We start from the raw sequence: 24,713 nt of genomic DNA, 5'->3' as shown, positions 1-24,713 counted from the left end.
CCTGGCGATGAAAAAAAGATTGGCTGTTCTTCTGGTGTTGGTTGCTTTTCCGGTTTTTGCGGGCACAAAGACCATGGAATGTGTGCTTCAGGGTGTCAGTGAGCGCGTGGTGTTTGCCTTGCCTGAAAAGGACGGGGACAAACCGTCGATTGACTTCGTCTACCCGGTTAAGGTCAGTCTTTACAGCCTGCGGAATAATAACCTGCTGCTCATGGCGGTTGATAGCGAGGACAGTAGCCGTCCCCGTCTGTTTATTTCTGCTCAGAAGGCGGCCAGTAAGTCAGGTTATGCCGGGCAATTCATGACGGATGCCGGCGGTAATGCCCTGCAACTGGACAATGGTCCCGTGCTTTGCCACTTAAAACAGCTCAATCGCCCTGGCTAGTTTGCGGGAGCGTTTGATGACTGATGGGTTGCCAATTGTCGAGCATGATTCTTAGGCTGGTTGACAACACACAGGCCAGGTGAGCAATAGCATGGTTTTCATGCACCAGGGCCTGATTGCTTTCGATTTCAAGACCAAGATAATCCTCAGCCGGGTATTTTTTACGCAGGGACGCGGCAAAACCGTCGCTGACACCACGGTAAGGGTAATTCAGGCGGACCCGCAGACCTTGGTCGAGGTGTTTAATCTGTTGCTGCCAATGCCTTGCCAGGTTTCTCTCAAGCAGCCGTTTGGGATCATACAATAAACCAATTTCAGTATTGCGGGTTATTTCATTAAGAATGGGTGTAAAACTGTGGACCGACAAATGCCACACCTGCTTGCCCGCTTGCAGATGGCTATGAATCCGCGTCTCCACATCCTGCCGAAAAGGCAGGTAGTATCGTTGCCGTATCGCTTCCTTTTCATTGATTGGCAAAGGGTAGGTGATTTCAGAAAAGCAGTGGCGATGGTGCAGGCTGCGGTTACAATCGATCAACAGGCGGGTGGCTTTAGCTGAGACGAGCTCGCAGGCCAGCGCGTCGCGCAGGTAGCTGGCGATGGCTTCCGCGCCAAAATCCATGCCCCTGTGCGAGTTGAGCAAATGCTCATGCGCCATAAAATGCGGCCTGTACTCCTCAGGGACATGGTTAACGGCATGTTCACAACTTAAAACCACGGCGATTGGTTTCATAGTGCGTGCAGTTGTTGGTTAGTTAATAAACAATCTCCCAGTTGGCGGTATAAGCGCTTTAAGGTGTGATGGCTGATGTCATTACCGCAGGCGCGTACCATCCGCTGGCTGAGATTCCCCTGACTGAGTATCGTTTCCAAAACCGTCTGGCACGAGTAATCGAGCTCGGCGCTGACCTGTTCAATCAATGCTGCCCAGACATCGCGGCAGGTTTTAACCCCTCGCGCTAATTGCCATTGCCGGCTCAATTCGCGGCTTTCTATCGGCGTATCCAGGCCGTCCTGCAGGCTTTGCTGATAAAGTGCCGCCAGAGTTCCTGTGTCGCAGGGATTATCCAGAAAGTAATGGGAATGGTTCACCCAATGTTTCAGGATAGCTACAATGGCACTGGCAATCGCATAATCCGCCTGCACGCATTCCTGGGAATCAATCAAGCGGATTTCAATGGCGCCATACTCAAATTTGGCAATGGCGCCGCGGGAGTTCAGCCATTCGTGCTGGAGAATGCCTTTGGGATCATAGGGCCGTATCGCCTCATACATCGGTGTCAGAATGTCACGGTGGTACTGCGCTTCGGATTGGACAAATTCAGGCACCACCAGCCCGGTAATTTCGGGTATTCGTTGCTGGTTTTTATCATAAAAATAAAGGCGGCTGTCCTGCATGCCGGTGCGCTTGCCATCCAGGAAAGGGGTGCTTGCGGCTAAGGCGGGCAGGAGAGGCAATACCAGGCGGATGCTGTTATGCAGCAGGTTGAATTCCTCGTCATTGGCAAAAGGCAGATTGACATGCATGCTTTGCAGATTCGCCCAGCCATGGCCATGGCAGTTAAAAATCTGATCGTATTGCTGATAGATTTGGCGATTGCCGTGCGGCCAGCGTTGGGTTTCTAAGGCAGGATCCATCCAGGGGTGCGCGCCAGTAGGCAGCAGCAGGAGTTGCTGTTCCTCAAGAAGCGGCTGCACGCGTTGAATTGCCTCCCTAAACTGCGTGACAATGGTCGGTGAGACAGGCGCCGGGCCATTGTTTTTTAATTCAAGCACATGCATCACCAGTTCATTGCTGACGGCAATGTCCCCCAGGGCCACTTCGTTGGTGAGTTCGCCGTGGCTTAAGGCTTGAAGGATGGTATCGCTTTGCGGACGCACGTTTAATGTGGCTTTATCAACCAGCATGTATTCGATTTCAAGTCCTATGACAGAAAAAAGCGAGTAATTACCCATAGCCATGCTTCCTGCGAATGCGTTGTAAAAAGACGGTCATGATTTGTTGATAGAGGTTTTCACCAAGAATCTGATCTTCAATACCAAAATCAATGTTGGGGTTGTCATTGACTTCAATCACATAATGTTTGTCGCCCTGACTTTTAATGTCTACGCCATACAACCCGTCGCCAATGAGTCGGGTGGTTTTCAGGGCTGTTTTGATGACCCCGTCCGGGACATCGGTAATGGGAATCGTTTCATGATTACCCTGTATGGCAAAGTTGCCCTGAACATCGATATTGCCTTGCGATTTATCGCTCAGGGCATCCCAGTTGTAGATTTGCCAGTGATCCCTGGCCATGAAATAGCGGCAGGCAAAAATCGGTTTGTTATCCAGCACGCCGATACGCCAGTCGAATTCCGTGGGAATAAACCGTTGAATCAGGACCAGATCCGAACTTTTGAAAAATTGATTCAGCGACTTTTGCAAGGATTTAAAGTCATCGAGTTTGATGACTCCGTGAGAGAAGGCACTGTCCGGGCGTTTTAATACACACGGGAATTCAATCGGCGGCAGTTCCTTGTCGTATTTGCTGATGAAGGTGGTTTCGGGTGTCAGGATCTGATGGCTGCGCATTAGTTCGGCAAGATAGACTTTATTACTGCATTTAATGATGGATTGCGGATCATCGATCACCACGATATTTTCCTGCGCAGCCCGGCGCGCCATTCGGTAAGTGTAGTGATTGACGGAGGTGGTGGCACGTATGAACAGCGCATCGTATTCGGCAATGGATTTGCTGTCGCTTTTTTCGATGAAATCAACATTGAGTCCCATGTCTTCACCGGTATTGGCAAAGAAATCCAATGCTTTTTTGTTGGATGGGGCATTGGGTTCGGTGGGATCAACCAAAATAGCCAAATCATGATAACGTTGTTTTTTACGCCATTGATGGAACCGTTTTTTCGACAGGTAGCTTTCCGCTGCCTGGCGCATGAAATCGCGGTGGTGGGCCGGAACGCCGCTTAACGACAAGGGCTGCAGGTTTTTAATCCGCCATTGCTTGCGTTTTTCCAGTGTGAAACGGATAAGCGGCAACGGGAATAACCCATGCAGTTTTCTCGCCAGATCGGCATGGCATTTGGCCATGTTCTGACCGAAATACAGACTAAAGACAAATTCGGTGCCTTTGATGTCCTGCAGGCTGTGCTGTATTTCTTCATCCACTTCCTGAGAAATCAGCTTGGACAAACTGGTGTTCATGACGTCTTGAATGCTGTGCACCGACGGAATGGCTTTGTGATCCCGGGCATGGGCCAGAAGGGAAACATAATAGCCAATGGTTTGATGCTGATAAGATTGGCAGAGGTTAATGACGCGCAGGGAATTGTTTTGCAGAAAATTTTCGCTGGAAAGGTATTCCGACGCATGAACGATGGCGGCTAAGGGGCTTAAAAATTGCCAACTGTCAGGGTCATCCGTAACGATTATAGTTTGCATTGGGTGCTCTTTGGTTGAATGATAAGTAAATTGGCATCATAGGTCAGTACACCAAGCATGATGGCGTTAATCAAACGATGACTGCTCACTTTGTAATAATTGTCATGTGAGAGCGGGTTTTCACGATGCGGATCGGCGACTACGATAAGCCTTTTTTTAGCATCATAACCACAGAGCACAACAAAATGCCCGCAGGGTGTCCCGCGAATATCATCGTAATAAGCTTCACCTTTACTAGTATAGCGTTCTCTGGCGCTGCGGTATAAGTACGTGGCGCTTAAGCCCGTCAAAATGGGGATGCCCTGCTTAAAGTAATCCTTCAGAAGCTGAACGCTCAGGGTGCGGAAACGTAAAATGCCCCCCAAGGACACGTATTCCATGTAGGCTTTGCTGGCCTGCAGGACTCCTGCTGTGCGTTTGTAACGCATCTGGGTATTTAATTTCTGCAGCAGAAGCGTGGTCTTTGCTTCACCCTGTTCAAACCAGGTGGGGTCAAAAATATTGAGGTTGTTAATGTAAATGATGGTATCAAACCCATGCAGGAGCGCGTGTTTACCGAGCATGGGCGCCAGCGTGCCGCCGGAATGCGAACGCTCCACACCCTGGATAACCTGGTCAAGCGGAATATCCAGTCCATAATAGCGATAAATAGCCTGCAGACTGGTGGGGCCGCAGCTCTCATCATCAGGTTGTGTGTTGATACAGAGATCAATCATTGTTTAAATTATTGAAAAACAGTGGCTTGGTTCTTAAAACGTTAGTCTTCGGGCCCCTAATTGTCAAATGCTGTGATGAGAATAAAATAATAGCTGGCACTGTTATTGCTATGATATGGACAGGGCCTGAATGCTTTCTGTGCGGCTATACTTACCTGGAAGCGGACGGATATTATTTCCTTTAAGGATGCTGTTTTGACGGCGAATGGATTAAGGTCAAAGCGATATTATTTTTGCTACGCGCTGGCAGCGGCGGCCTATTTGATCGGGGTTGTGATCATGGTTGGCTGGATAACGCGTGCGCCGCAATTTGCGACGCTTGGCGCAGGCTCTCTGGTTATGCGCTTCAATACCGCGCTTTGCATTACCCTGACGTCTTCCGCTGTTTTTGCACTCGCGCTTAAAAAGCGCCTGGCGATGCTTTTAAGTCTGTTGTCGGGTCTTATCGGTCTTTTTACCCTGTTAGAGTACGCAAGCGGTTGGGATCTGGGTCTTGATTATTGGCTGCTCATCCCACAAACCACCATTGACAAGGGGTATCCCATTCGTATGGGACCTAATACCGCCTTTTGCATTGTTTTGCTCAATGCGGCTATTCTTCTGTACTGTTTATTTAAAAAAACATGGACCAAACTGCTGCAATTGGTGCTGGTCGCTCTGGTGTTGTGTCTCGGTCTGGCCGCGCTGTTTGGTTATTTTCTGGATATCCAACTCATTTACAACTGGGCAGGTTACCCCGGCATGGGAGCCCAGTCTGCCTTTTGTTTTATGTTGCTCAGCCTGTCACTCTCCATCCTCTTTTATTACCGCCACTTTAAATTTTATTCAAAACACAGCATGGTTCAGACCATGACCATTCTGGTGACCGGGTTCCTGTTTTTTATTTTACTCTGGCAGAATTTTTTAAACGATGCGGCAGAACAATTGCGGCGAAAAATTGCAGCCGATACGCGACTGATTGCTAAGGAGATTGAGGTCAACCTGCATGACAGCTTTTGGGCTACCCGCCGTTTTTTTTCCCGTTTGAACCATCATGCGTTCAACGATGAGGCCATCAGTGAGGATGCGGGGAATTATTTGAAAGACATGCCTACGCTCGCAGCCATTGCCTGGGGTAAGGAAGCCCTGTCTCAGCACGGCCCAATGGATGATCTGCAAAAATCGCATTTACTGCGTTTAATCAGCCTTTGTCAGCAAGGATTAAAAACACAGGGGATGACCGTCACGGTCGTTGAACACGCAGCGAGCGGTGGCGTGCCCTATTTATGTTTTGCGCATAATCAAGGCCGCCCGGGGTGGATGTTTTATAATCTGCAGCGCATTGTGTCGGGGGCGGTGAAGCGGGCTGATTCCGAACTAACCGGTGTGGAGGTTCATTATGGCCCCATCACGCTCTTCACCCAGATCAATGAGGGAAGCCCGGCCTTTATCCATCGTTGGGCATACAGCGAGCTGCTGCAACTGGATTTTTTGACAGAACCATTGGTTTTTAAACTCTGGCCTTCGCCCCGTTACGTGGCAGAAAACAGACCCTGGTTGCCGATTGTTACTATTTTGCTTGGGTTAGCCATTACAGCCTTGTTGGCTTTGGTTAATTTATTGCGCAATAAAGTGGCCATGGACAACACCCAGTTAAAAACGTCGATTACTGATAAGAGCCGTCGTTTGCTGGAGGTGGAGTCCAGGTATCAACGGATTTATGACAATTCGCCTGATCTCTACCTCTTTGTGGATCGCACCTGCCGGGTGATGGAATGCAATCAGACGTTTATGCGTACTCTGGGTATTGTCCGTAAAAAAAGTCTGTTAGGGCAATCCGTTTTTGATGTGTTGAATATCAAAAACACCATGCTTGAAAAAAACATCATGAACCGGATTGCCGCCACTGGCGTGATTAATAACCTTGAACTCGATTTGATGAATCAATTTGATTCCACCAGCCGGATGATGCTTAAGGTCAGTCCATTCATCGGGGCGGATAATCAGACCATCGGTTATCTGTTCAGTTTTCGTGATATCTCCAATATCAAAGCCCTGCAGGAAGAGCTGGCCTCAAAAAAATACAGTGAAAATCTATTTCGGGAAAACAAGGCCATTTATGATCTTATCCTTGATGAAACCACGGATGGCTGGTGGGATATTAATCTTGAAACCAAAGAGTGTATTTTATCCAGTAAATTATTGCGCTCCTTAGGCTACGAGCGGGATCATTACACGCCGACCCTGGATTTTTTCCGCGACAACGCATTCCCTGACGACTTTAAATTGCTTGAGAGCAATCTTAAAAAACACATCCTGTCCAAAGGCAAATACCCCCTTCATCAGGAGGTGCGTTATCGCCATCGTAACGGCAAACCGGTGTGGATTCTCTGCCGCGGACAGGGCATTGTCGATCCTGATGGCCGAATACGCCGTGTGGTTGGTACCCACATTGATATTACGACATTGAAATTTACCCAGGAGAAATTATCGCTTAAAAACCTTGAACTCGACCTCATTTACAAGACCACCCGCACAATACTGGTCACCGACACCATTCAGGATGCCTTTAAATTCTGTGCCGCAACAATCAGTCAGGCGATCCGGTTTGCGGTAGGCCTGGTGTATTATGTCAATGAGGACAGTCCGCATGTCGAATCGGTCTGGCACCAAACGATGAAAGGAGAGGCAGCCTGTAGCGCCTCACTGAAAAGCCTTGAGCTCAGTAAAAAGGAAGGCATTGTGGGGCAGGTCTTTCAGGAGCGAAAAGCGGTATGGCTGTCCTCCTCCAGCGCCAATCCCTTTTCACTGGAACAGGCGCACTGCACCCATTTTAAATTCAGCGGGGCATTGGCTTTTCCCATTATCGTCGCGGATGAGATTTATGCGGTGTTTGAGTTTTTAAGTGACGAAAGCCATACCGCACCCATTGAAGATTTGGACATGATTGACCTGCTGGCCTCACAGATGAGTCTTGCGGTAGAACGCAAAATGGCCTATTCCCAGCTTCAGCATCTAGCCCTGCATGATGAACTGACCAAATTGCCCAATCGCCGTGCCTGCATGGAGATGCTCGAGTTAGCCATCAGCCGCGCCATGCGCAACAAAAGCGAGGTTGGCCTTATGTTTCTTGACCTTGACGATTTTAAAGAGGTGAACGACACCTACGGTCATCACCTGGGCGATCAATTGCTGGTGGAGGTCAGTCAATGCTTTAAACAATCGATTCGCGGCCACGATTATTTGGCCCGTTTGGCCGGAGATGAGTTTTTGCTGATTGTCACCGATTTCAGCTCCTATTCTGCTCTCTCGTTGCTGGCAAAGCGGTTGATCGAATCCATTCCTCACCCCCTGGTGATTGACGGTATTGAGGTGAATGTGTCGGTGAGTATTGGCATTGCCGTGTATCCTTTTGCCGCCAAAACAGCCGAGGCCTTATTACAGAAGGCCGATGCCGCGTTGTACAAGGTTAAAAGCGAGGGTAAAAACAGTTTTTATTTCAGTAACCCAGGTTAGCTAAGGTGTCTTAAGCAGGCTTACACCATAAAAAACCACAGGAATGACCGCACCCAGAGCAAGGATTAAAAAAAAGGGCACAACCAGTTCGCGGCTTTTATGAAGACTCTGTTGTGCCTTTGGGTAGGTTCGGCCTAAAAGACGCGTCACCACATAAATAAACAACACCAGGCCATAAAAAAAGAGGGAGTACCACGTCATCCGGCTTACAAAATCAGGCATTTTGGTAAACATGACATAATCCAGTGGCACGTTCACTAAAAAAAAGGCCAAAAACCAGAGGGCTGTCAGATGCGGCGGGATGTCTCTGCAGGTGACCAGTGTCTGCCAGCTTAAGCAGAAGGGAAGCAGCAGCAGGGAAAAATAATACAGCCAGCCAAAAGGGCTTAACAGCAGCATGAGCAGCAGGGTTAAACAAAACGCATAGTGCGGGTTCGCTGAATGATTCCCGGGTTTGATGGCTTTGCAGTACCCGTAAAAAATCAGGGCAAAAAACACCAGGCAGAGGCTCTTGGTAAGAACTAAAATCCAGGGTTCAGGGTGAGCGTTTTCAATCAATAACCGGTACAGGTAGCCGTGGATGGACGCATTCCAACTGTCGCCATACCATAATACCCGCTTCATCATGGTGAAATACTGCTCATAAAGAATGGCGCTGTGGGTGAACAGTGGAATGAGCCAGAGAACGATGAAACTTAAGGCCATGGCCAGACAGACGGCGTATCGTCGTTGCCTGAACGCAAAAACAAGCAATAAACCCGGAAAAAGCTTAATGGCGGTAATGCATCCCCACAAGCAACCGGCAAGACGATCCTGACCGCGGATGTAGGCGAAATAGCCCGCCATCACCATGAAAAAGATCACAGAACCCATCTGGACAATGGCGGTATCCATGAGGGTGCTGAACAATAACAAGTAAACAGCCAGCAACAAGGCCCCGTGCTTTTTGACAAAGGGCATGGGGAAGGCTAGCGTGAACGTAAGCCACGCACCGCAAATACCCAATGCAAAAATAAACAATGACCAGACAGGGACTGCGTACTCATAAGGGAGTTGTGAAAAGGGTCTGAAGAGAAGTAAAAAAATGGGCGGGTTAAGATTGGCCGGCAGCTTCTTGGCGTGGGGTAAGTAATCTGGAATAAAATTCTGATAAGGGTCAAGCCCCTGGGACAGGGCCTGGGAGGTTGAATAAAATGCGGAGATATCAAGGCGTATGCATTTATTAAACTGCATGGCAAAGATAAGTCCATAGACAAGCGTTACCCCGGTAGCCAAAATGAACCCCAGGAGTAATTTTTTACCGGTCATGAGACAGGCTCAACCAACCACTTTAAGCGACAGTTCAAGGATAAACCGTGCGACTTCTTCCGGTTCCCTGTCATAATGGATAAAGGCTTCAATGGCAAGCGGCTTATTGATGCGCTCACCGCTCTGTCGGGATTCATCAATCATTTGCCTGACCACCTCGCCCTGGTTGCAGACAAAATACACATCGGCTTCTGGCCGTTTGATGAATTGCGCTTGAAAGGATTTAAACACCAGGGAGATTTTAACCTTGCTTTTTTCAGCATAATAAAAACCATGCAGGCCGCCAGCCAGGTCAGCCCCTACCGACAGTGCACCGAAATACATGGAATTCAGGTGGTTTTTGCTGCGCCGGGTTAAAGGAAGTTTGACCACCGCCTGCGCATCATCGATGGATAAAAGCTTAGGCTTTAAGTAGCCGATTAACGGCACCTTGAAATGACTGAATTGCCAAAGAAAAATACGAAAGCGGGTTATTGGTTTCATGCCTGTGTCCTACACTTGTTCTAACTTTCCTTGTTGACTTCCAGATTGGAAATAATCTTTTTTACCCCTTTGACCGCGTTCACCCGTTTCACAATGGCGATGATTGATTTATTGGTTTTAACGCGACCGGACAGGGTCACTGCGCCATTGCTTGTCGTGGCGTTAATCCCCACCAAGGGAATGGTTTCGTCATCGAACACCTTCGCCTTCAGGATGGCAGCTTCCACTTTGGCGGTGATGTAAGCATCGGTAAACGACGTGTTGACTGGCTGAATAACTAAATTTTCAGTTTCAACGGTCTTAACGCCCTTGGTGTTTTTGGTCAGACGCAGAGCGTTAACAAAGGCTTCCCGATCATTCACGTGGCCGTTTAAGGTTACGACGCCATCACGGGTGCTTACCGAGATTTTCAGCGGATTGAGATCACGGTTTTTGGTGAATTTCGCGGTAATTTTGGCAGTAATGACGGAGTCGCTTAACGTTTGTTCAATCTCTTTCAGGTTTGTTTCCGCATGAGCGAAATTCACAGTCAACAGAAGCAGGGTGCTTGCAATTAAATGAATGAGTGCGCGCATAGAAATTCGCAGGGCCAGGGCTATTTCGCCAGTATACCATTTTTTAGCCAGGCTCCAACACCATCGCCGTTTAAGGATAAGGTTGCTTAATCATGCTGACGCTTTGCACCAGGTAGGGCGGGTCGCCATTGACTTTAACCACCACAATGGAAAAGGCAATTTGGATGCTTAATTCGGGTATGGCAATGGCCTGATTAATCCGCCAGAAATGAATGCCGGAAAAATAACCTTCATTGATGATTTGCGCGTTGCCCAAAGCCTGCGGGTGCAGAGAGAGCTGGTTTTCTTCAATAACGGAAAGGTAATTGCCAAGGAAGCCTCGCAGCGCGTCTCTGGCATTTTGAGTGTAATTGATGCGATTGGCAGCAATGTCCTCTTCGTAACTGTCGTAATCCAGGGTAAATGTGTTCAATAACGTGGTCTGAGTCCAAGCGGCAACCTCATCATCCTGGGCATCAGCATAAGAAAAAACGGGCAGAGAAAAAAGGAATAGTAGAAAAAAATTGCGCAATAGGCTACTCTTCACGATGGTTTCCTTGTAACGATTACAGCAATTTTGGTTGATAATTAACTACTATTGGCAAAAACAAACATTGGTTTAAGAATTATAGCAGAGATATAATTTGTAATTTTTTTCAATTAATCCGGCACTTCCATGCATTCCATTACCATTCGCGGCGCGAGAACCCACAACCTGAAAAACATTGACGTGACCATTCCCCGCGATAAGCTCACAGTCATTACCGGCCTATCGGGCTCCGGCAAATCCTCATTGGCCTTCGACACCCTGTATGCCGAGGGGCAACGCCGCTACGTGGAATCGCTGTCGGCTTATGCCCGTCAATTTTTATCGATGATGGAAAAACCGGATGTGGATGCCATCGAAGGCCTGTCGCCGGCGATATCCATCGAACAGAAAGCCACATCGCATAATCCCCGTTCCACCGTAGGGACCATTACCGAGATTTATGATTACCTGCGCCTTTTATTTGCCCGGGTAGGAGAGCCCCGTTGCCCAAGGCATCACATCAGCCTGCATGCTCAAACCGTCAGCCAGATGGTTGATCAGGTTTTGTCCATGCCGGCAGACAGTAAAGCCATGATTTTAGCGCCGGTGGTTCGTGAGCGGAAAGGGGAACATTTGCAGCTGATTCAGCAATTGCAGGCCCAGGGGTATGTCCGTGCCCGCATTGACGGGGAATTATGTGAGCTTGACGATCCGCCAAAACTCGCTCTGCGGCAAAAACACAGCATTGAGGTGGTGGTCGATCGCTTTAAAGTGCGCGACGATATCGCGCAGCGGTTAAGCGAGTCGTTCGAAAATGCGCTTAATCTGGCCGAGGGCATCGCCATTGTCGCGTCGCTGGACAACGACTTCACAGAGATGGTGTTCTCTTCCAAATTTGCCTGCCCTGAGTGCGGCTACAGTTTAAGCGAACTCGAGCCGCGGTTGTTTTCATTCAATAATCCCATGGGAGCCTGCCCCGATTGCGATGGTCTCGGCGTCGATCAGTATTTTGACCCTGAGCGCGTGGTTCATGATGACACGTTAAGCCTGGCCGATGGGGCCATTCGCGGTTGGGACAGGAAAACCACCTATTATTTTCCGATGCTGGAGTCCCTGGCGCAACATTATCAGTTTGATGTGGAAACTCCGTTTCTCGATTTGCCGGAAAAAATACGGCAAATTATTCTTTACGGCAGCGGCAGCGAGGTCATTGAGTTTCGCTACCAGCGTCCGCATGGTGATTTTTTGTCAAGACGCCATGCGTTTGAGGGCATCATTCCTAACATGCAGCGCCGTTACCATGAGTCAGAGTCCTCCATGGTTCGTGAGGAACTGGCCAAGTACCTTTCCTCACGCCCATGCCAAACCTGTCAGGGGGCGCGCTTGCGGGAAGAGGCCCGGCATGTGTTTGTGGATAATAAAAACCTGCCGGAGATTTCTGCCTATTCGATAGAAAACGCCTATGAGTTTTTTAAAGGCCTGCGACTGGACGGCTATAAAGGAGAAATTGCCGCTAAAATCAATAAGGAAATCGTGGAGCGGTTGGGGTTTCTGGTGAATGTAGGGCTTGATTACCTCTCATTGGCCCGCAGTGCCGAAACCCTGTCGGGGGGTGAGGCGCAACGCATTCGTCTGGCCAGTCAGATTGGTTCGGGATTGGTTGGCGTGATGTACATTCTTGATGAACCGTCCATCGGCCTTCATCAACGCGACAATGATCGCCTGCTTAAAACCCTGTTGCATCTGCGTAATCTCGGCAACACGGTTATCGTGGTGGAGCATGATGAAGAGGCCATCCGGGCGGCAGACTACGTGCTGGATGTGGGACCTGGGGCCGGGGTGCACGGCGGCATGATCGTGGCAAGCGGCAAGCCAGACGAGATCATGGCCAATAAAGCCTCCCTGACAGGGCGCTACCTGGCGGGGAAAGAATCCATTCCGGTGCCTGAAAAACGGGTGAGTGTGGATAAAAAACGCATGATCCACCTGAAAGGCGTGACCTGCAATAACTTAAAAGGCCTGGATGCCAGTATTCCCGCAGGCTTAATCACCTGCATCACTGGCGTATCGGGCTCCGGCAAATCCAGTTTAATTAATGACACGCTCTATCCGCTGGCGGCCAACCGCTTAAACCGCGCGAACCTGCTTACACCGTGCACGATTGAATCGCTTACCGGGCTTGAACACTGCGACAAGGTGATTGATATCGATCAAAGCCCTATTGGCCGCACGCCGCGCTCTAATCCGGCAACCTACACCGGCCTCTTTACACCCATCCGCGAGTTGTTTTCAGGCACGCCTGAAGCCCGCGCCCGCGGGTATCAACCGGGCCGGTTCAGCTTTAATGTCCGCGGCGGACGCTGCGAAGCCTGCCAGGGCGATGGCTTAATCAAGGTCGAGATGCATTTTCTGCCGGACATCTACGTCGCCTGCGATGTCTGCAAAGGTAAACGTTACAATCGTGAAACGCTTGAGATCCAGTACAAAGGCAAAAACATTCATGAGATCCTTGATTTAACCGTGGAAGATGCCCGGGTGTTTTTTGATGCCATTCCAGTACTGGCCCGCAAATGCCAGACACTGATTGATGTGGGATTATCGTATATTCGCCTCGGCCAGAGCGCGACAACCTTATCGGGAGGCGAGGCGCAGCGCATTAAACTCGCGCGGGAATTATCCAAGCGCGATACAGGCAATACCCTCTATATTCTCGATGAGCCGACCACCGGTCTGCATTTTCATGATACCAAGCAGCTGTTGGCTGTTTTATTCAGGTTACGAGAGCAGGGCAATACCATCGTCATCATCGAGCACAACCTCGATGTCATTAAAACCGCCGACTGGATTATCGATTTAGGCCCGGAAGGGGGCAGTAAAGGCGGTCAAATCATCGCGGTGGGTACGCCGGAAATGATTGCCGCCTCTCCCCAATCCTACACAGGGCAGTTTTTAAAGCCATTGCTGCCGGCCGCTCAGGAAAGCCGCGCATGAATGTCTGCCAGTGCGTCGATGGCTTGATTAACCTGTTGCTCGGTATTTAATGTGGTTAGAGAAAAACGCAGTCCACCCCGATGCAGGGGAACCGCGGGGTAGATGCCTGGTGTAATGAGTAATTGGTATTCCCAGGCCAGTTTGGCGGCCTCAACCTTATTGAAATCCCAGGCAATAAAGAGGGCATCGCCCATGCCAGTCTTCAACTCGATAGCCTGACCACAAAGCACCGCCGCGGGTTGCGCATCGTCTGCAATTTTTTCTAATTTGGCTTTGAGTTTGGTATTCGAGGGAGGAAAGGCAGGAATGGCGATAATGTTAGTAGCGTATAGGCAGGCAATGTAGTCAGCTTCCCGTTTCGCAGTGCTAATAAATCCGAACGCTACCATGTCCGGTTGGGTATCGAGGACCAGTTCAAGTGTTTCAAGAAAATTTCGAGGGTTTTGCGGGGTGTGGAGAAGGTCAAGGATGGGATCGGTGGTTACAGGACTAAAACATTTTTATTTTCTTGTTATTTGAGCTATAACTTATTGAACAGTAATAATTAAAGGAATGCAAAAGATGGGCAAATTCCTAATCGTACTTTTGGTTATTGTGGTGATCATTGCCTTTTGGGTGATAGGTATTTACAACGCACTAATCGGCATGATTGAAGCCATTAACAACAACAAACGCCAGATTGATATCCAGCTTGATCGACGTTTCAAAGTCTTCGAATCGCTCATTGAGACGGTTAAAAAATACATGGATTATGAACAAACCACGCTGAAGGACGTGGTGGCTCTGCGTAATCAGGCGCAGGCGGCTAAGGCGGCTGGCGATGAGCAGACCAGAATTGCCGCTGAAAATGGGATTTCCCAAATTGCATCGGGGCTGAATGTGGTTTTCGAGCAATACCCGGATTTGAAAGCCAACCAGAACGTATTGCAGCTTCAGGAAGAAATCGTCAATACCGAAAATAAACTGTCCTATGCCAAACAAGCCTACAATGACAGCATTGAACGTTATTACGCCAAGAAGAAATCCTTTGTTGAAGCGATGGTCGTTAATTTTTTCCCGGCAGCCCTCGACAAGCAATTTGAGTATTGGGCCTTGCCAGAGGAACAGATTAAAGCGAACGAAGCCTACACGGTTAAGTTCTGAGTTATACCATGGCCCTGTCCGATTACCATGCCACGACCGGTAACTGGCGTGAACAGTTAAGGCGCAACCAGCGGAAAACCCGCACCGTGATTCTCCTGTTCATTGCCATTTACGTGGGCGTGGGGCTGTTAGTCGATGTGGTCATCCTGCAATCCACCTACCCGGGCCTTTCACTAGAGCAATGCTTCAGTGCGCTGCTGACGCTTAAGGCGGTACCGTATGCGACCTTAACCATGGGGGCGGTGGCTGTCATTTCCCTTTTTGCCGCTTACGCACTCTATGATCGCATCATGTTGATGGGAACGGAATACCGTGAAATTACGCCTGAAACGGCAGCGAATCTTCAGGAAAAGCAACTTTATAATGTCGTTGAAGAGATGAAAGTCTCGGCCGGATTACAATACATGCCCAAGGTGTTTATTATTGAAGCCAATTACATGAATGCCTTTGCCAGCGGTTACAGTGAAAAGTCAGCCATGGTGGCGATTACCCGCGGCCTGATGGAAAAACTCGACAGGGCGGAAATGCAGGCGGTGATGGCACACGAGCTAAGCCACATTCGCCACCTCGACATCAAATTGACCTTAATGGTTGCCATATTGAGCAATATTTTGCTGATTGTCATTGACATGCTGTTTTATTCCGTCATTTACCGCCGCGATCGCCGCGGCGACAACCGCCTGGTGCTTATCATTGTTCTCCTGCGTTATGTTTTGCCTATCCTGACAGTGTTATTAACGCTCTTTTTAAGCCGTACGAGGGAGTACATGGCGGACTCAGGCGCGGTGGAGTTAATGCGCGATAACGAGCCCATGGCCCGCGCCTTATTGAAAATAAGTCAGGATCATGAACAGCACGCCGAGCAATACAACGAGGAGTATGGCAATACCCCCCATGAGCAGGTGCGTCAGGCTTCTTACCTGTTTGACCCCTCAAGCTTTGATCCGGTGAAATCCTTAAGCAGTGCGTTCTCTACCCATCCTGCCGTTGAAGAACGGCTGGAAGCGCTTGGATTTAAGCGCAAAGCACCCCGCGCTTAAGGCTGCACCGGGCAAGCTATGCGCTCGTTTTTATACACCAGTTCCCCATCATAGCTCAGCTTGATGTAGGCATCGTGGTAGGCGATCCCTTGTGTTTTTAATGTCTGCACCAACGTGCCGCGTTGAAACTGGTCGATGATGTCCTTAAAGACTTTTTTCGACACGCTGCGGTTGAAAAGCCCATGATAACAATTAATGACCTCGCTCTGATTCAATAGCTCCTCGATGGTGCGGTTAAAATCCGTCTTGCTGCGGTAACTGTCGATAGACGCTTTCAGATGCCGCTGATTGGCGAGGAGGATTTCGATGAAAGTCATTAAATTTTTGGTTTTTATGCCGCGGTAGGAACTGAAAAAAGCAAGCCGCGGTTGAAACGTGGTTTCAAGATGGGCAAACAGGGTTTTAAAATCACTGACAATGACTTTAATTTGCCCTTGTTTTGCGGTAAAAAACTGTGCTTTCTGCCGCTGTTCGTCCAATTGCCTTAAGGCAAGATTGAGCTGGGACTCCAGTTTTTCGATGATTAATTTTTCCTGGGAAATATTACTCTTAAGACGGCTAAAAGCTTTGCGGATTTCGTCATTGGCGCATTCAAAGCTTTTCTCGTAACGATTAAAACGTTGCAGGATGATGTCAATGCGCGTTCGCATATTCTGCTTCAGCGTGTAAATTTCCTCGCTGGCCATTTGAATCTGACTGGATTGATGGCCGCACAGCAATTGCTGAATTTCATCCAGTTTGCCATTTAAATCCTTGTTAATTTCATTGAGATCATTGATGTTGTCCTTGAATTCATCCAGCAACAAGGTGTAGATATTGCCATTAATCGTTTCAATCTTTTCGATGTGGGCAAGATTCTGCTCTGTCTTTTCTTTTAACTCCGCAATGGTTGCCTGAGTGGTTTGTAACTGACCATGCAGCAGCCTGACATCCTGGCTCAATGCTGCGATTTGTTGCTGGTTCTTGGTGTATTCGGACTTTAATCGGCTATTGTTGGCAGCCAACTGTTTAAGGTTTTCTGATTCCAATGTCACGTGCTCAATCACCACCTGCCGGTTAGCGAGCACATCGTGCAGTCGACTCAAAAAGGCTTCGATGGCTTCGTTGGTTTGGCTTGCGACTTGCTGTTTGGTTAACTCATAAAGACGAGTTAATTGATGGTACAACGTCATGTAAGCCGCGAGATTGCCGCCTTTCGTCTCATGAAAGTGAAATTCCTGCTCCTGCGTGACTAAATTAAGCAAACGGTTCTGGGGCACATCAAGCCAGCCAAAATGGGCATTGGTAATGTTTCTCAGGAAGTCGTACAGTGACGCATCAATCTCCACCACGTTATCATCAAATTGCAATTGGTAAGTGCTGGTCAACCGCGTCGGGTTATAAATGGTGCGCAATCGCAGTTTACCGGAAAGATCAAGCAGAAGCTTCTCGGCCTGCTGAATTTGAAAATAAGTCAATTGCAGGGAGGTCAGCAGGTTTTTATCGATTGAGGGATTGGGCGCGGTTTTGCTGGACAGATTGATCCCCAGACTATCCACCAGGCCGAACTCTTCCAGTAACCGTACGACATTAAACTGGTAGACGCGATTTTCGGCGGTCTGGGCAGGTGAAGCCTCCGACTCCCCCGGCGTGTCCAGGTAATGCCTGTCTAAAAACGCATTGTGGATGTAATCCATTCTCACGCGCAGGCTATTCAACATCTGAATGCAGCGCCGGAATACGGAGTTAGTCACCACTTTATTCTGTTTTATCAGGCTTTTATCGGAAGCCGCTTCCGTTTTGATGACAAACGATTGACCATTTCCTGTCATGGGGATGCCCTGTGCTTCGAGCCATTTGGGATCGTTAATGTGGTGCAACAATTCCGAGAACGCCGGATGGCGTGTAAAAAAATGTTCGATGCGCTGCAGAGCCGCTTCGTAGAAGAAAGAGATAATGAAACGCTTGGCCTTATACTCGCCGCGTGCCAGCAGGCCGCGGTGGCCGTAATTGACTGCGGATTGAAAAAAGTCTTTTTCAAGGGCCTGGCAGACGAACAGTAATTTGCAAATCATGGCCAGATCTTCCGCGAGAAGCGCCTGCTCTTCGACGCTTAATGTGAGGTAATGGTATTTCTGGTTCCAGTTGGCTATCGCTTTGAGTACGGCGGGATCGCTGAACAGGTCCTGGTATTGAACAAAGGAAAGCAAATCCTCCTGGTTACTTAATTGATTTAAGTGCTCTGCGATGACCGCGAAGGGTTTCAGCAGGGTATAAATTCCTTTATCAGGGAAGGGAAGTGCGCCAGTGGCTTGAGCTGTGTCGGCTCTTAGCATCCCTTGCGCCATTTTATAGGTAGTGATTTCTGTAAATTCCTTGCCCGCCTGACTATCGAAGAAACGGGCAACCAATTCCAGAAAAGTACTGGTCAAGCCATGCAACTGAATCGATGATTGCTGCGCTAATTGTTGGATGCTGATGTCGCGCTGTTCAAGAATCAATTGGTCAATCAGTTGGTCATAATGCCCCTGGACACGCAACGCCAGGGTTTCGCGTTGTTTTGTCGTGGTAATGAGGTATTCGTGGAGATTTTTATTGAAATTACCGGTCAGCAGTTTGTTATGAAGGATGTTGGTGTAGAAATTCTTCATGATGTCTTTAAGCTTAAGCAGGCGTAATTCATTCTCATAGCCTGGTAAACTCGCCAGTGATTTCATCATCTGCACAAGGATGATGGAGGTGTTGCGCATGATTTGCACCGCTGCCACGGCAGCGGCACGATTTTCTGAATTGATAACCTGACGGTTCACATTCAGGTAGGTTTCAAAATATTCATTGATTGTTTTTTCAATGGCGTAAGCGGACGAATGATTCAGATCCAGAGATTTAACCCCTTCATGCAGTTTGGGAATATGAAAAAACTCACTGCCGCTTCGTTGGCGTAAATAGCAGAACGTGTCAATGTGTTCACGCAGTGCACTGCCTAATTGAAGTTGCAATTCGCAGCCTTTATCCAGGGCATCCAGTTCCTGGAGCATGCTCTCGATGATTTCTTTGCAGTTTTCATTCAGGATCTCCGCATGGGTTTTGGGGAGATGTTCTAAGGTAAGGACTAAATTTTTCTTTTCGCAATTGGCTTTCAGTGAATGGAGATAGGCGCCAAATCCTGTTCCGAGCATTAAACCTAATCCGCCGGTGATGGCGTGGCCGCTGCCTGGACTGACAACCGCACTGATGAGGGAGTCCAAAATTCCCATGGTGACCTCCTGATGCTTTATAAAATGCTTTCTATACCCATTCCCGCGGTGTAAATGCGTTAAACGAAGTCCAAAGTGGATTAAAGTTAAATTTAAAGATCATTTACTTACCATATACCAGTCTAAACAAGAGCGTCAATCCCCTGAGGGAAGAGAGTCAGGGCGGTGGTATGGATTGTGGCCGGTTTAAGCTTTTCTTAATCTGGATATGAGATATTAGTGATCAATTTGGTCGCCAATTTATCTTTCATGCGCATTAAATCCATTACTGAATTACAGGCGTTTCTCATCGATGAAAAAAAAATCGCCTTGGCAAAGCGGTTATGGGAATCGTCTCAGTCCATTACCAACACGCCAGCCGAAAAATACTTAGTCGACACGCGACAAATTCCTGCGGCAGTGGCCAGAAGCCTTTCGTTTAGACATTTACGCGGTCCCTTGGGCATTAAGGAGCTGGATGAGAACGAGCCGTACCGTGATTATGTGGTGACCCCGGTTCATGATCTCGATAATCGCTTAATGGGTTTACAACTCATTCAAGTCGGGGCGGATGGTCAGAAAGCGCAGGGTAAATCCCGTCAGTTTTATTGCAAAAAGTACATTGGCGCTACCGCCCCGCCGCGCCCCGGGAAAGCGGCCATTGTCAATCCGGGTGTCTCTCGGGATGTGGTCTACATTGCGGAAGGAGTTGAGACGGCGGCCAGTGTCGCAGTTATCGATGCGATCAGGGAAAATCATGCCATTTTAGCTTCCATGGGTGTTGATGCCTTACCGACCGTATTGGGGTATGTTAAAACCCATTACCCTCCTGGCGCGACCGTCGTCTTCCTGAAAGACCATGACAAGGACAATTCTTCAGCCAATCAGGCGTTTGGCAGGGCAAAAAACCTGTTTATTGATGCCGGTTACAATGTGGTCGTTAAAGAACCACCATTGGAAGAAACAGACTGGAATGATGTGCTGCAGAGCGAAGGCCCGGCACGATTACATCGCCATTTTGAGGACCTGGTGTCAAGCAGAAGGCCTGAGCGGGAAAAAGAAGAACGGGATAAAAAATCAAAGCATCACCAGCGACGGAGTCATCACCCCTCTCCAGCGGTATTCCGGTATTTTAGTTGCATTTATAATGAATTGTTGGTTTTTGAACATTTTTCAGAGAAAAAAGCCCTTTTTTTGAATGTAGGTTACGCTTTGCCCGAGCTTGAAAAAAGGATACTAAAGGTGGGTGAAATGCTAACGACTCAGGACGATTTTGATGCAATCGTCCAAGAGCTCAAAGAAATCAAAGCCGACATCAAAATCATTAACAACGCCTGGACTCACCTGACGGGTCAGTCCTTGAGCAATCCTGTAGAAAGTCTTCAACCGTTTAAAGTAGCCTTAAAACAGTATGAAAAATTGAATGAAAAGCGTAAAAAGCTGCTTAATGAAGAGCTGGAAAATTTTTCTTTAAAAAGCGATGATTGTGATGCCGCGGTTTATAGAGCCTATTACACGACGCTGGAATTGTTGAAGGCGCATGTCGCTTCTTTGTCTGATCAAGACAAGGAACGGTTTAAATACAGAAAATTTCTAAACGAACGATTGGTAAAAATAGGTAAGGAAATTCAGCTTCTTGAGGGACAGCAGCAGGAATTAGCGCGAGAGCCTGTGACTGCAAACCTGTTAAGTGGACAGATGCAATCCCTGCAGGCAGAGGAAAAATTTCTTCATCAGGAACTGGCAGTCCTCGACAAGCAGCTTAAATTGTTAGCGTATCACACCGGATTTTCCGGGGAGTATGCCCGTTATTCCCGCCATTTCGTTGATTTTGTCAACCAAAGTCTGCTGCAATGTGAATACAACTACTCCACGATCAGGCAACGGGCTACCAGGGAGAAAGAACAACTACGCAATCATCTGCAAAAAGAATACGGCAAATTGCTGGATAAAGCGCGGGCTTCCTGTCGGAAACATCTGGCGGGTGAGATGGGCAAACTTCAGGGGGCTATCCAGGGTTTAAATCAAGAAACGGTGTTGCAAATCGAACAATTGGAAGATGCATTACCGCCTCCAGCAACGCGTTTTCAGCACTATCACCAGGCTTTTCTTGAGTTGGACGCTGTCTCTTCTGATGCTAGAAGCCTGCAGGAATGGGTGAATAATCTCACGCATTTTAAAATGGTAGGACCTCTGGTTTATACCTATCCGGATACGGGTACCGAGTCCGGCGTTGCTTTTGTCGATACTTTTTTGGATTACGATTCCGATGAGGAAGAGACAATAAGCACCTTGACCTCCGCCGTGCTTACCGCAGCGGGCGGCGAATACGATAATTTCAGCGGGAGAAATGCGCAACTCCAAGCGGAGCAAAAGGAACAAATCGCCAGATTGTGCGGTATCGACGGGAGGGATGTCACGGAAGGCCTGTTGGACACGATCATGGATTTTACCCAGAAGCTGTCATTGAGCCTGTATAAATCCTTTACGGTGATGGACCCGGAAACAAAGGCCAGACAGGAATTTGATGGCATTGCGCTTCGCGGGCATCGCCTGACTGTGATTGAACGTAAATCGAATGATGGAACCGGCGATGGGCTCCTGCAACGCAATTTTTGTCAGAATAAAATCATTGCCAAAATGCAGTTTTTACAAAAACGCATCATGCGCAAAATCATGGATCACCCGACGCCTGAAGCCTGGGTTCTTCTCGATACGCCTGAGCGTGAATCCTGGTATAGCAGGCAGTTTACTCCCGAAAGCCAGGAGCGTCTGGTGCAGGCCGCTAAAACCAGGATCATTGAGGCGTTTAAAGCGATTACCCTGGAATTTACTTTAAATCGCGGGAAGGGTTTTGCCAGAGAAAACTACACTGGTTTGTTTTTTAATAGAGAGCATGACTTGCGCGAGGTGCACATCCGATTTTCAAGGCAACAAAAAGGCAATGAACAAATTGCTCATGCGCGAATTGAAAAACTGTCAAGCGCCCGCTCTTCCCGCCCGGGTTAATCCCGTAGCCCAGTCCCCTTTTTAAGCATGTATAGGTTGAGTCCAGTCAGGAATGCCAGCAGGGCCAGAATGATTAACAGGGCTTCGGTCATGGGTATTTCTTCCTGATTGATCATGGCGTGCCGCAGAGCATTAACCATGTAAAGAATGGGGTTAAAGTGAGAAATCGTCTGCCAGATGCCGGGCAGCATGCTCGTTGAATAAAAAACGCCGCCCAGATAGGTCAGCGGCGTTAAAACGAAGGTCGGGATAATCATGACATCATCGAAATTGCGGGCGACCATGGCATTGGTAAAACCGGCCAGTGAAAAAATAGCGGACACCAGGATAACCACGAGGCAAGTCATGCTGAGACTGTAAAGTTCTATCCGGACAAAAAAACAGGAAACAAGGTAGACAAGCAGCGCCACGATCATCCCTCTTAAAATACCGCCCAAGACATAGCCGAGCAGCAACAGGCTGTCGTGCATGGGGCTGACCAGCATTTCTTCCACATTTTTCTGGAATCGTGAGCTGAACAGCGAGGTAGAGACGTTGCCATAGGCATTGGTAATCACCGACATCATGATTAAGCCCGGCGCAATAAACGTGGTGTACAAGACGCCGCCAACCGGGCCTATGCGATTGCCAATCAAGGTTCCAAAAATTAAAAAATACAGCGCGGTGGTAATGACCGGCGGTAAAAAGACCTGGCTTGCGATGCGGAACATACGGACTAATTCTCGGCGAACCAGGGTATACAACGCGACAACTTGACGATTAATGGTCATGGTTAATTAAATCCAGAAAAAGTTCTTCCAGGCGATTGGTTTTGTTACGTAAACTGTGGATACGCAAACCCCGTTCGCTCAATACTGAAAACACGTCGTTAAGCGACACCTGATTGTCTACCCGCAATTCGAAGGTGTGGTTATCAATCAAGGTGGCACTGAAAGGCGCAAGAGAGGGCAGCCCGGTAATGGGTGATTCGGTGTTCAATACAAAGGTTTGATGATGAAGTGTTTTCAACAACGCTCTCATGGACGTGTTTTCGATAATCTGACCCTGATCAATGATGGCAATGTTTTTACACAGTTGCTCTGCTTCTTCAAGGTAATGGGTGGTTAAAATGATGGTTGTTCCCTGGGCATTGGTTTGGGTCAGAAAATCCCACATGCTGCGGCGAATTTCAATGTCAACGCCGGCGGTGGGTTCATCCAGAATCAAAACCTTGGGTTGATGAATCAATGCCCGGGCAATCATCAGCCGCCGTTTCATGCCTCCTGAAAGGTGCCGGACAATGCTGTGGCGCTTTTCCCATAACCCCAGTTGCTGTAAAAGAATGTCTGCCTGCTGTCTCGCCTGTTTACGACAAATGCCGTAAAAGCCGGCTTGATTGATAAGGATCTGATCACAGGCTTCAAAGATGTTCAGATTGAATTCCTGGGGCACCAGGCCCAGGCATGCTTTGGCTAAATCGGGTTTTTCATCCAGGTCATACCCGTCGATTGAAATTTTACCCGAGGTTTTGGTGACCAGGGTGGTAATCAGGCCAATGGTGGTCGATTTGCCTGCGCCATTCGCACCAAGCAGGGCAAAAAAGTCTCCTTTTTTGACCGTGAGATTAATGCCTTTTAGAGCCTCTACCCCGTTGGCATACGTTTTACGCAGTTCATTTATTTCAAGGGCGTGCATGATATCGCTTACAAAGAAGAGAATCTGATTACACACGAGAATATCAGGTTTTTTTGATTTTATAAATTAAGCAGGGACGCTGCTTCGGGTTTTAAGCCAACCGGCGAGACTATAACGGGTTTCTCGGGTTACACAGACCTCGTGGGGGAGCTGGCTGTCAAAACAGATGAAACGGTTGCCCAAGGGCAGCACCGTTTGCAGGAGTTCATCCCTGGCATTATAAAGCTTCAACTCACCACCCCAGGTGGTTTGCCAGTCATTGTTTAAATAATAAACACAAGAGAGGCGCCTATCGCGTGTGTTGATGAATTGATCCACGTGCCGGCGGTAAAAATCCCCCGGTTGATAAATCGCAAAATGGGTTTCGAAGTGAGCCAGGCCTAAGTAGAAAGTTTGATTCAGCGTACCGGCTAACCGGTGAATGGCGGTATAATAGGCTTCGATGGCTTCATGCTCCGGCGTGTCGTGAAGCCAGCGAATTTTGTCCCGCCGAATGTTCTGATCGTGCAGGGCATCCAGTTGGCGTCCAATGCGTGCCTGCTTAAACTCACCCGTTTCGGCCATTTTTTGTGCCAGTGAGAGCAGTTGCTGGTGAGTGGTATCGGGTAGGAAATTGTCAACAAGACTGTAACCCTGCCCATGCAACTCGTCAGTCAGTTTGGTAAAATCAATCACAGCACCCTCAGGCATTCATTAGGTGCTGAAATTTTACACATAAACGCCATAAATGAC

Annotated in this window: 19 protein-coding genes; 6 read left to right on the top strand and 13 right to left on the bottom strand. The window is 48.4% G+C overall.

Going from position 1 to position 24,713, the window contains the following annotated elements; all coding sequences use genetic code 11:
* Positions 1-7 precede the first annotated feature (7 nt).
* Complete coding sequence (locus DYE45_RS13155; protein ID WP_108294445.1) at positions 8-385, top strand: hypothetical protein; 378 nt, start codon at positions 8-10, stop codon at positions 383-385.
* On the opposite strand, the gene DYE45_RS13150 is transcribed toward DYE45_RS13155, so the two are convergent.
* The 4 genes from DYE45_RS13150 to DYE45_RS13135 are packed head-to-tail and all read right to left on the bottom strand — an operon-like array spanning position 369 to position 4,540.
* Positions 369-1,118, bottom strand: coding sequence for an N-formylglutamate amidohydrolase (locus DYE45_RS13150; RefSeq protein ID WP_108294447.1), 750 nt, complete (start codon positions 1,116-1,118; stop codon positions 369-371). The genes DYE45_RS13155 and DYE45_RS13150 overlap by 17 nt on opposite strands.
* Positions 1,115-2,341, bottom strand: coding sequence for a glutamate-cysteine ligase family protein (locus DYE45_RS13145; RefSeq protein WP_165481713.1), 1,227 nt, complete (start codon positions 2,339-2,341; stop codon positions 1,115-1,117). Before DYE45_RS13145 ends, DYE45_RS13150 begins: the two co-directional genes overlap by 4 nt.
* Positions 2,334-3,824, bottom strand: a complete 1,491-nt coding sequence (locus tag DYE45_RS13140) for a RimK family ATP-grasp domain-containing protein (RefSeq protein WP_108294451.1) — start codon at positions 3,822-3,824, stop codon at positions 2,334-2,336. The genes DYE45_RS13145 and DYE45_RS13140 overlap by 8 nt, the downstream gene beginning before the upstream one ends.
* Entirely contained in the window at positions 3,812-4,540 is a 729-nt protein-coding gene (locus DYE45_RS13135) for a C39 family peptidase (protein ID WP_108294453.1), read from the bottom strand. The genes DYE45_RS13140 and DYE45_RS13135 overlap by 13 nt, the downstream gene beginning before the upstream one ends.
* A gap of 195 nt (positions 4,541-4,735) precedes the next feature.
* Here DYE45_RS13135 and DYE45_RS13130 point away from each other — a divergent pair, with 195 nt between their 5' ends.
* Positions 4,736-8,035 carry a sensor domain-containing diguanylate cyclase gene (locus tag DYE45_RS13130; protein ID WP_115300991.1) on the top strand — a complete coding sequence of 1,100 codons (3,300 nt, stop codon included), beginning with the start codon at positions 4,736-4,738 and terminating at the stop codon, positions 8,033-8,035.
* Here the strand turns inward: DYE45_RS13130 and DYE45_RS13125 are convergent, their stop codons facing one another.
* The 4 genes from DYE45_RS13125 to DYE45_RS13110 form a co-directional block, all read right to left on the bottom strand.
* Positions 8,036-9,343, bottom strand: coding sequence for a glycosyltransferase family 87 protein (locus DYE45_RS13125; protein WP_108294457.1), 1,308 nt, complete (start codon positions 9,341-9,343; stop codon positions 8,036-8,038).
* 9 nt (positions 9,344-9,352) lie between these two features.
* Complete coding sequence (locus DYE45_RS13120) at positions 9,353-9,826, bottom strand: PaaI family thioesterase (RefSeq protein WP_108294459.1); 474 nt, start codon at positions 9,824-9,826, stop codon at positions 9,353-9,355.
* A 20-nt stretch (positions 9,827-9,846) separates the two neighbouring features.
* Complete coding sequence (locus DYE45_RS13115; protein WP_108294461.1) at positions 9,847-10,401, bottom strand: BON domain-containing protein; 555 nt, start codon at positions 10,399-10,401, stop codon at positions 9,847-9,849.
* 70 nt (positions 10,402-10,471) lie between these two features.
* Positions 10,472-10,927, bottom strand: a complete 456-nt coding sequence (locus DYE45_RS13110) for a DotI/IcmL/TraM family protein (protein ID WP_160160736.1) — start codon at positions 10,925-10,927, stop codon at positions 10,472-10,474.
* 129 nt (positions 10,928-11,056) lie between these two features.
* Between DYE45_RS13110 and uvrA the strand changes: the two genes are divergently transcribed.
* The gene (gene uvrA / locus DYE45_RS13105; protein WP_108294465.1) at positions 11,057-13,900 is read left to right on the top strand and encodes an excinuclease ABC subunit UvrA; all 2,844 of its coding nucleotides are present in this window, start codon (positions 11,057-11,059) and stop codon (positions 13,898-13,900) included.
* Here uvrA and DYE45_RS13100 read toward each other — a convergent pair.
* Entirely contained in the window at positions 13,882-14,289 is a 408-nt protein-coding gene (locus DYE45_RS13100) for a hypothetical protein (RefSeq protein WP_108294467.1), read from the bottom strand. The two genes, uvrA and DYE45_RS13100, sit on opposite strands and share 19 nt — an antisense overlap.
* Before the next feature lie 172 nt (positions 14,290-14,461).
* Between DYE45_RS13100 and DYE45_RS13095 the strand changes: the two genes are divergently transcribed.
* Both DYE45_RS13095 and htpX read left to right on the top strand, forming a co-directional pair.
* Positions 14,462-15,043, top strand: coding sequence for a LemA family protein (locus DYE45_RS13095; protein WP_108294469.1), 582 nt, complete (start codon positions 14,462-14,464; stop codon positions 15,041-15,043).
* 8 nt (positions 15,044-15,051) lie between these two features.
* Positions 15,052-16,083 carry a zinc metalloprotease HtpX gene (htpX, locus tag DYE45_RS13090; protein WP_108294471.1) on the top strand — a complete coding sequence of 344 codons (1,032 nt, stop codon included), beginning with the start codon at positions 15,052-15,054 and terminating at the stop codon, positions 16,081-16,083.
* Here the strand turns inward: htpX and DYE45_RS13085 are convergent.
* Entirely contained in the window at positions 16,080-19,319 is a 3,240-nt protein-coding gene (locus DYE45_RS13085; protein ID WP_108294473.1) for a coiled-coil domain-containing protein, read from the bottom strand. The two genes, htpX and DYE45_RS13085, sit on opposite strands and share 4 nt — an antisense overlap.
* Positions 19,320-19,568: 249 nt before the next feature.
* Between DYE45_RS13085 and DYE45_RS13080 the strand changes: the two genes are divergently transcribed.
* Positions 19,569-22,307, top strand: a complete 2,739-nt coding sequence (locus tag DYE45_RS13080; protein WP_133138216.1) for a toprim domain-containing protein — start codon at positions 19,569-19,571, stop codon at positions 22,305-22,307.
* On the opposite strand, the gene DYE45_RS13075 is transcribed toward DYE45_RS13080, so the two are convergent.
* From DYE45_RS13075 to DYE45_RS13065, 3 genes are all read right to left on the bottom strand, one after another.
* Positions 22,304-23,077, bottom strand: a complete 774-nt coding sequence (locus DYE45_RS13075) for an ABC transporter permease (RefSeq protein WP_108294477.1) — start codon at positions 23,075-23,077, stop codon at positions 22,304-22,306. The genes DYE45_RS13080 and DYE45_RS13075 overlap by 4 nt on opposite strands.
* Positions 23,067-23,981, bottom strand: a complete 915-nt coding sequence (locus DYE45_RS13070) for an ABC transporter ATP-binding protein (protein ID WP_108294479.1) — start codon at positions 23,979-23,981, stop codon at positions 23,067-23,069. Before DYE45_RS13070 ends, DYE45_RS13075 begins: the two co-directional genes overlap by 11 nt.
* A gap of 66 nt (positions 23,982-24,047) precedes the next feature.
* On the bottom strand, positions 24,048-24,671 hold the full coding sequence (locus tag DYE45_RS13065; protein WP_108294481.1) for a 2OG-Fe(II) oxygenase: 624 nt from the start codon (positions 24,669-24,671) through the stop codon (positions 24,048-24,050).
* Positions 24,672-24,713 lie beyond the last annotated feature (42 nt).

It is taken from the genome of Legionella taurinensis, from assembly GCF_900452865.1.
Lineage (GTDB): Bacteria > Pseudomonadota > Gammaproteobacteria > Legionellales > Legionellaceae > Legionella_C > Legionella_C taurinensis.
The sequence above is the reverse complement of the archived record's forward strand: the minus strand, read 5'-3'. Positions and strand labels throughout refer to the sequence as shown.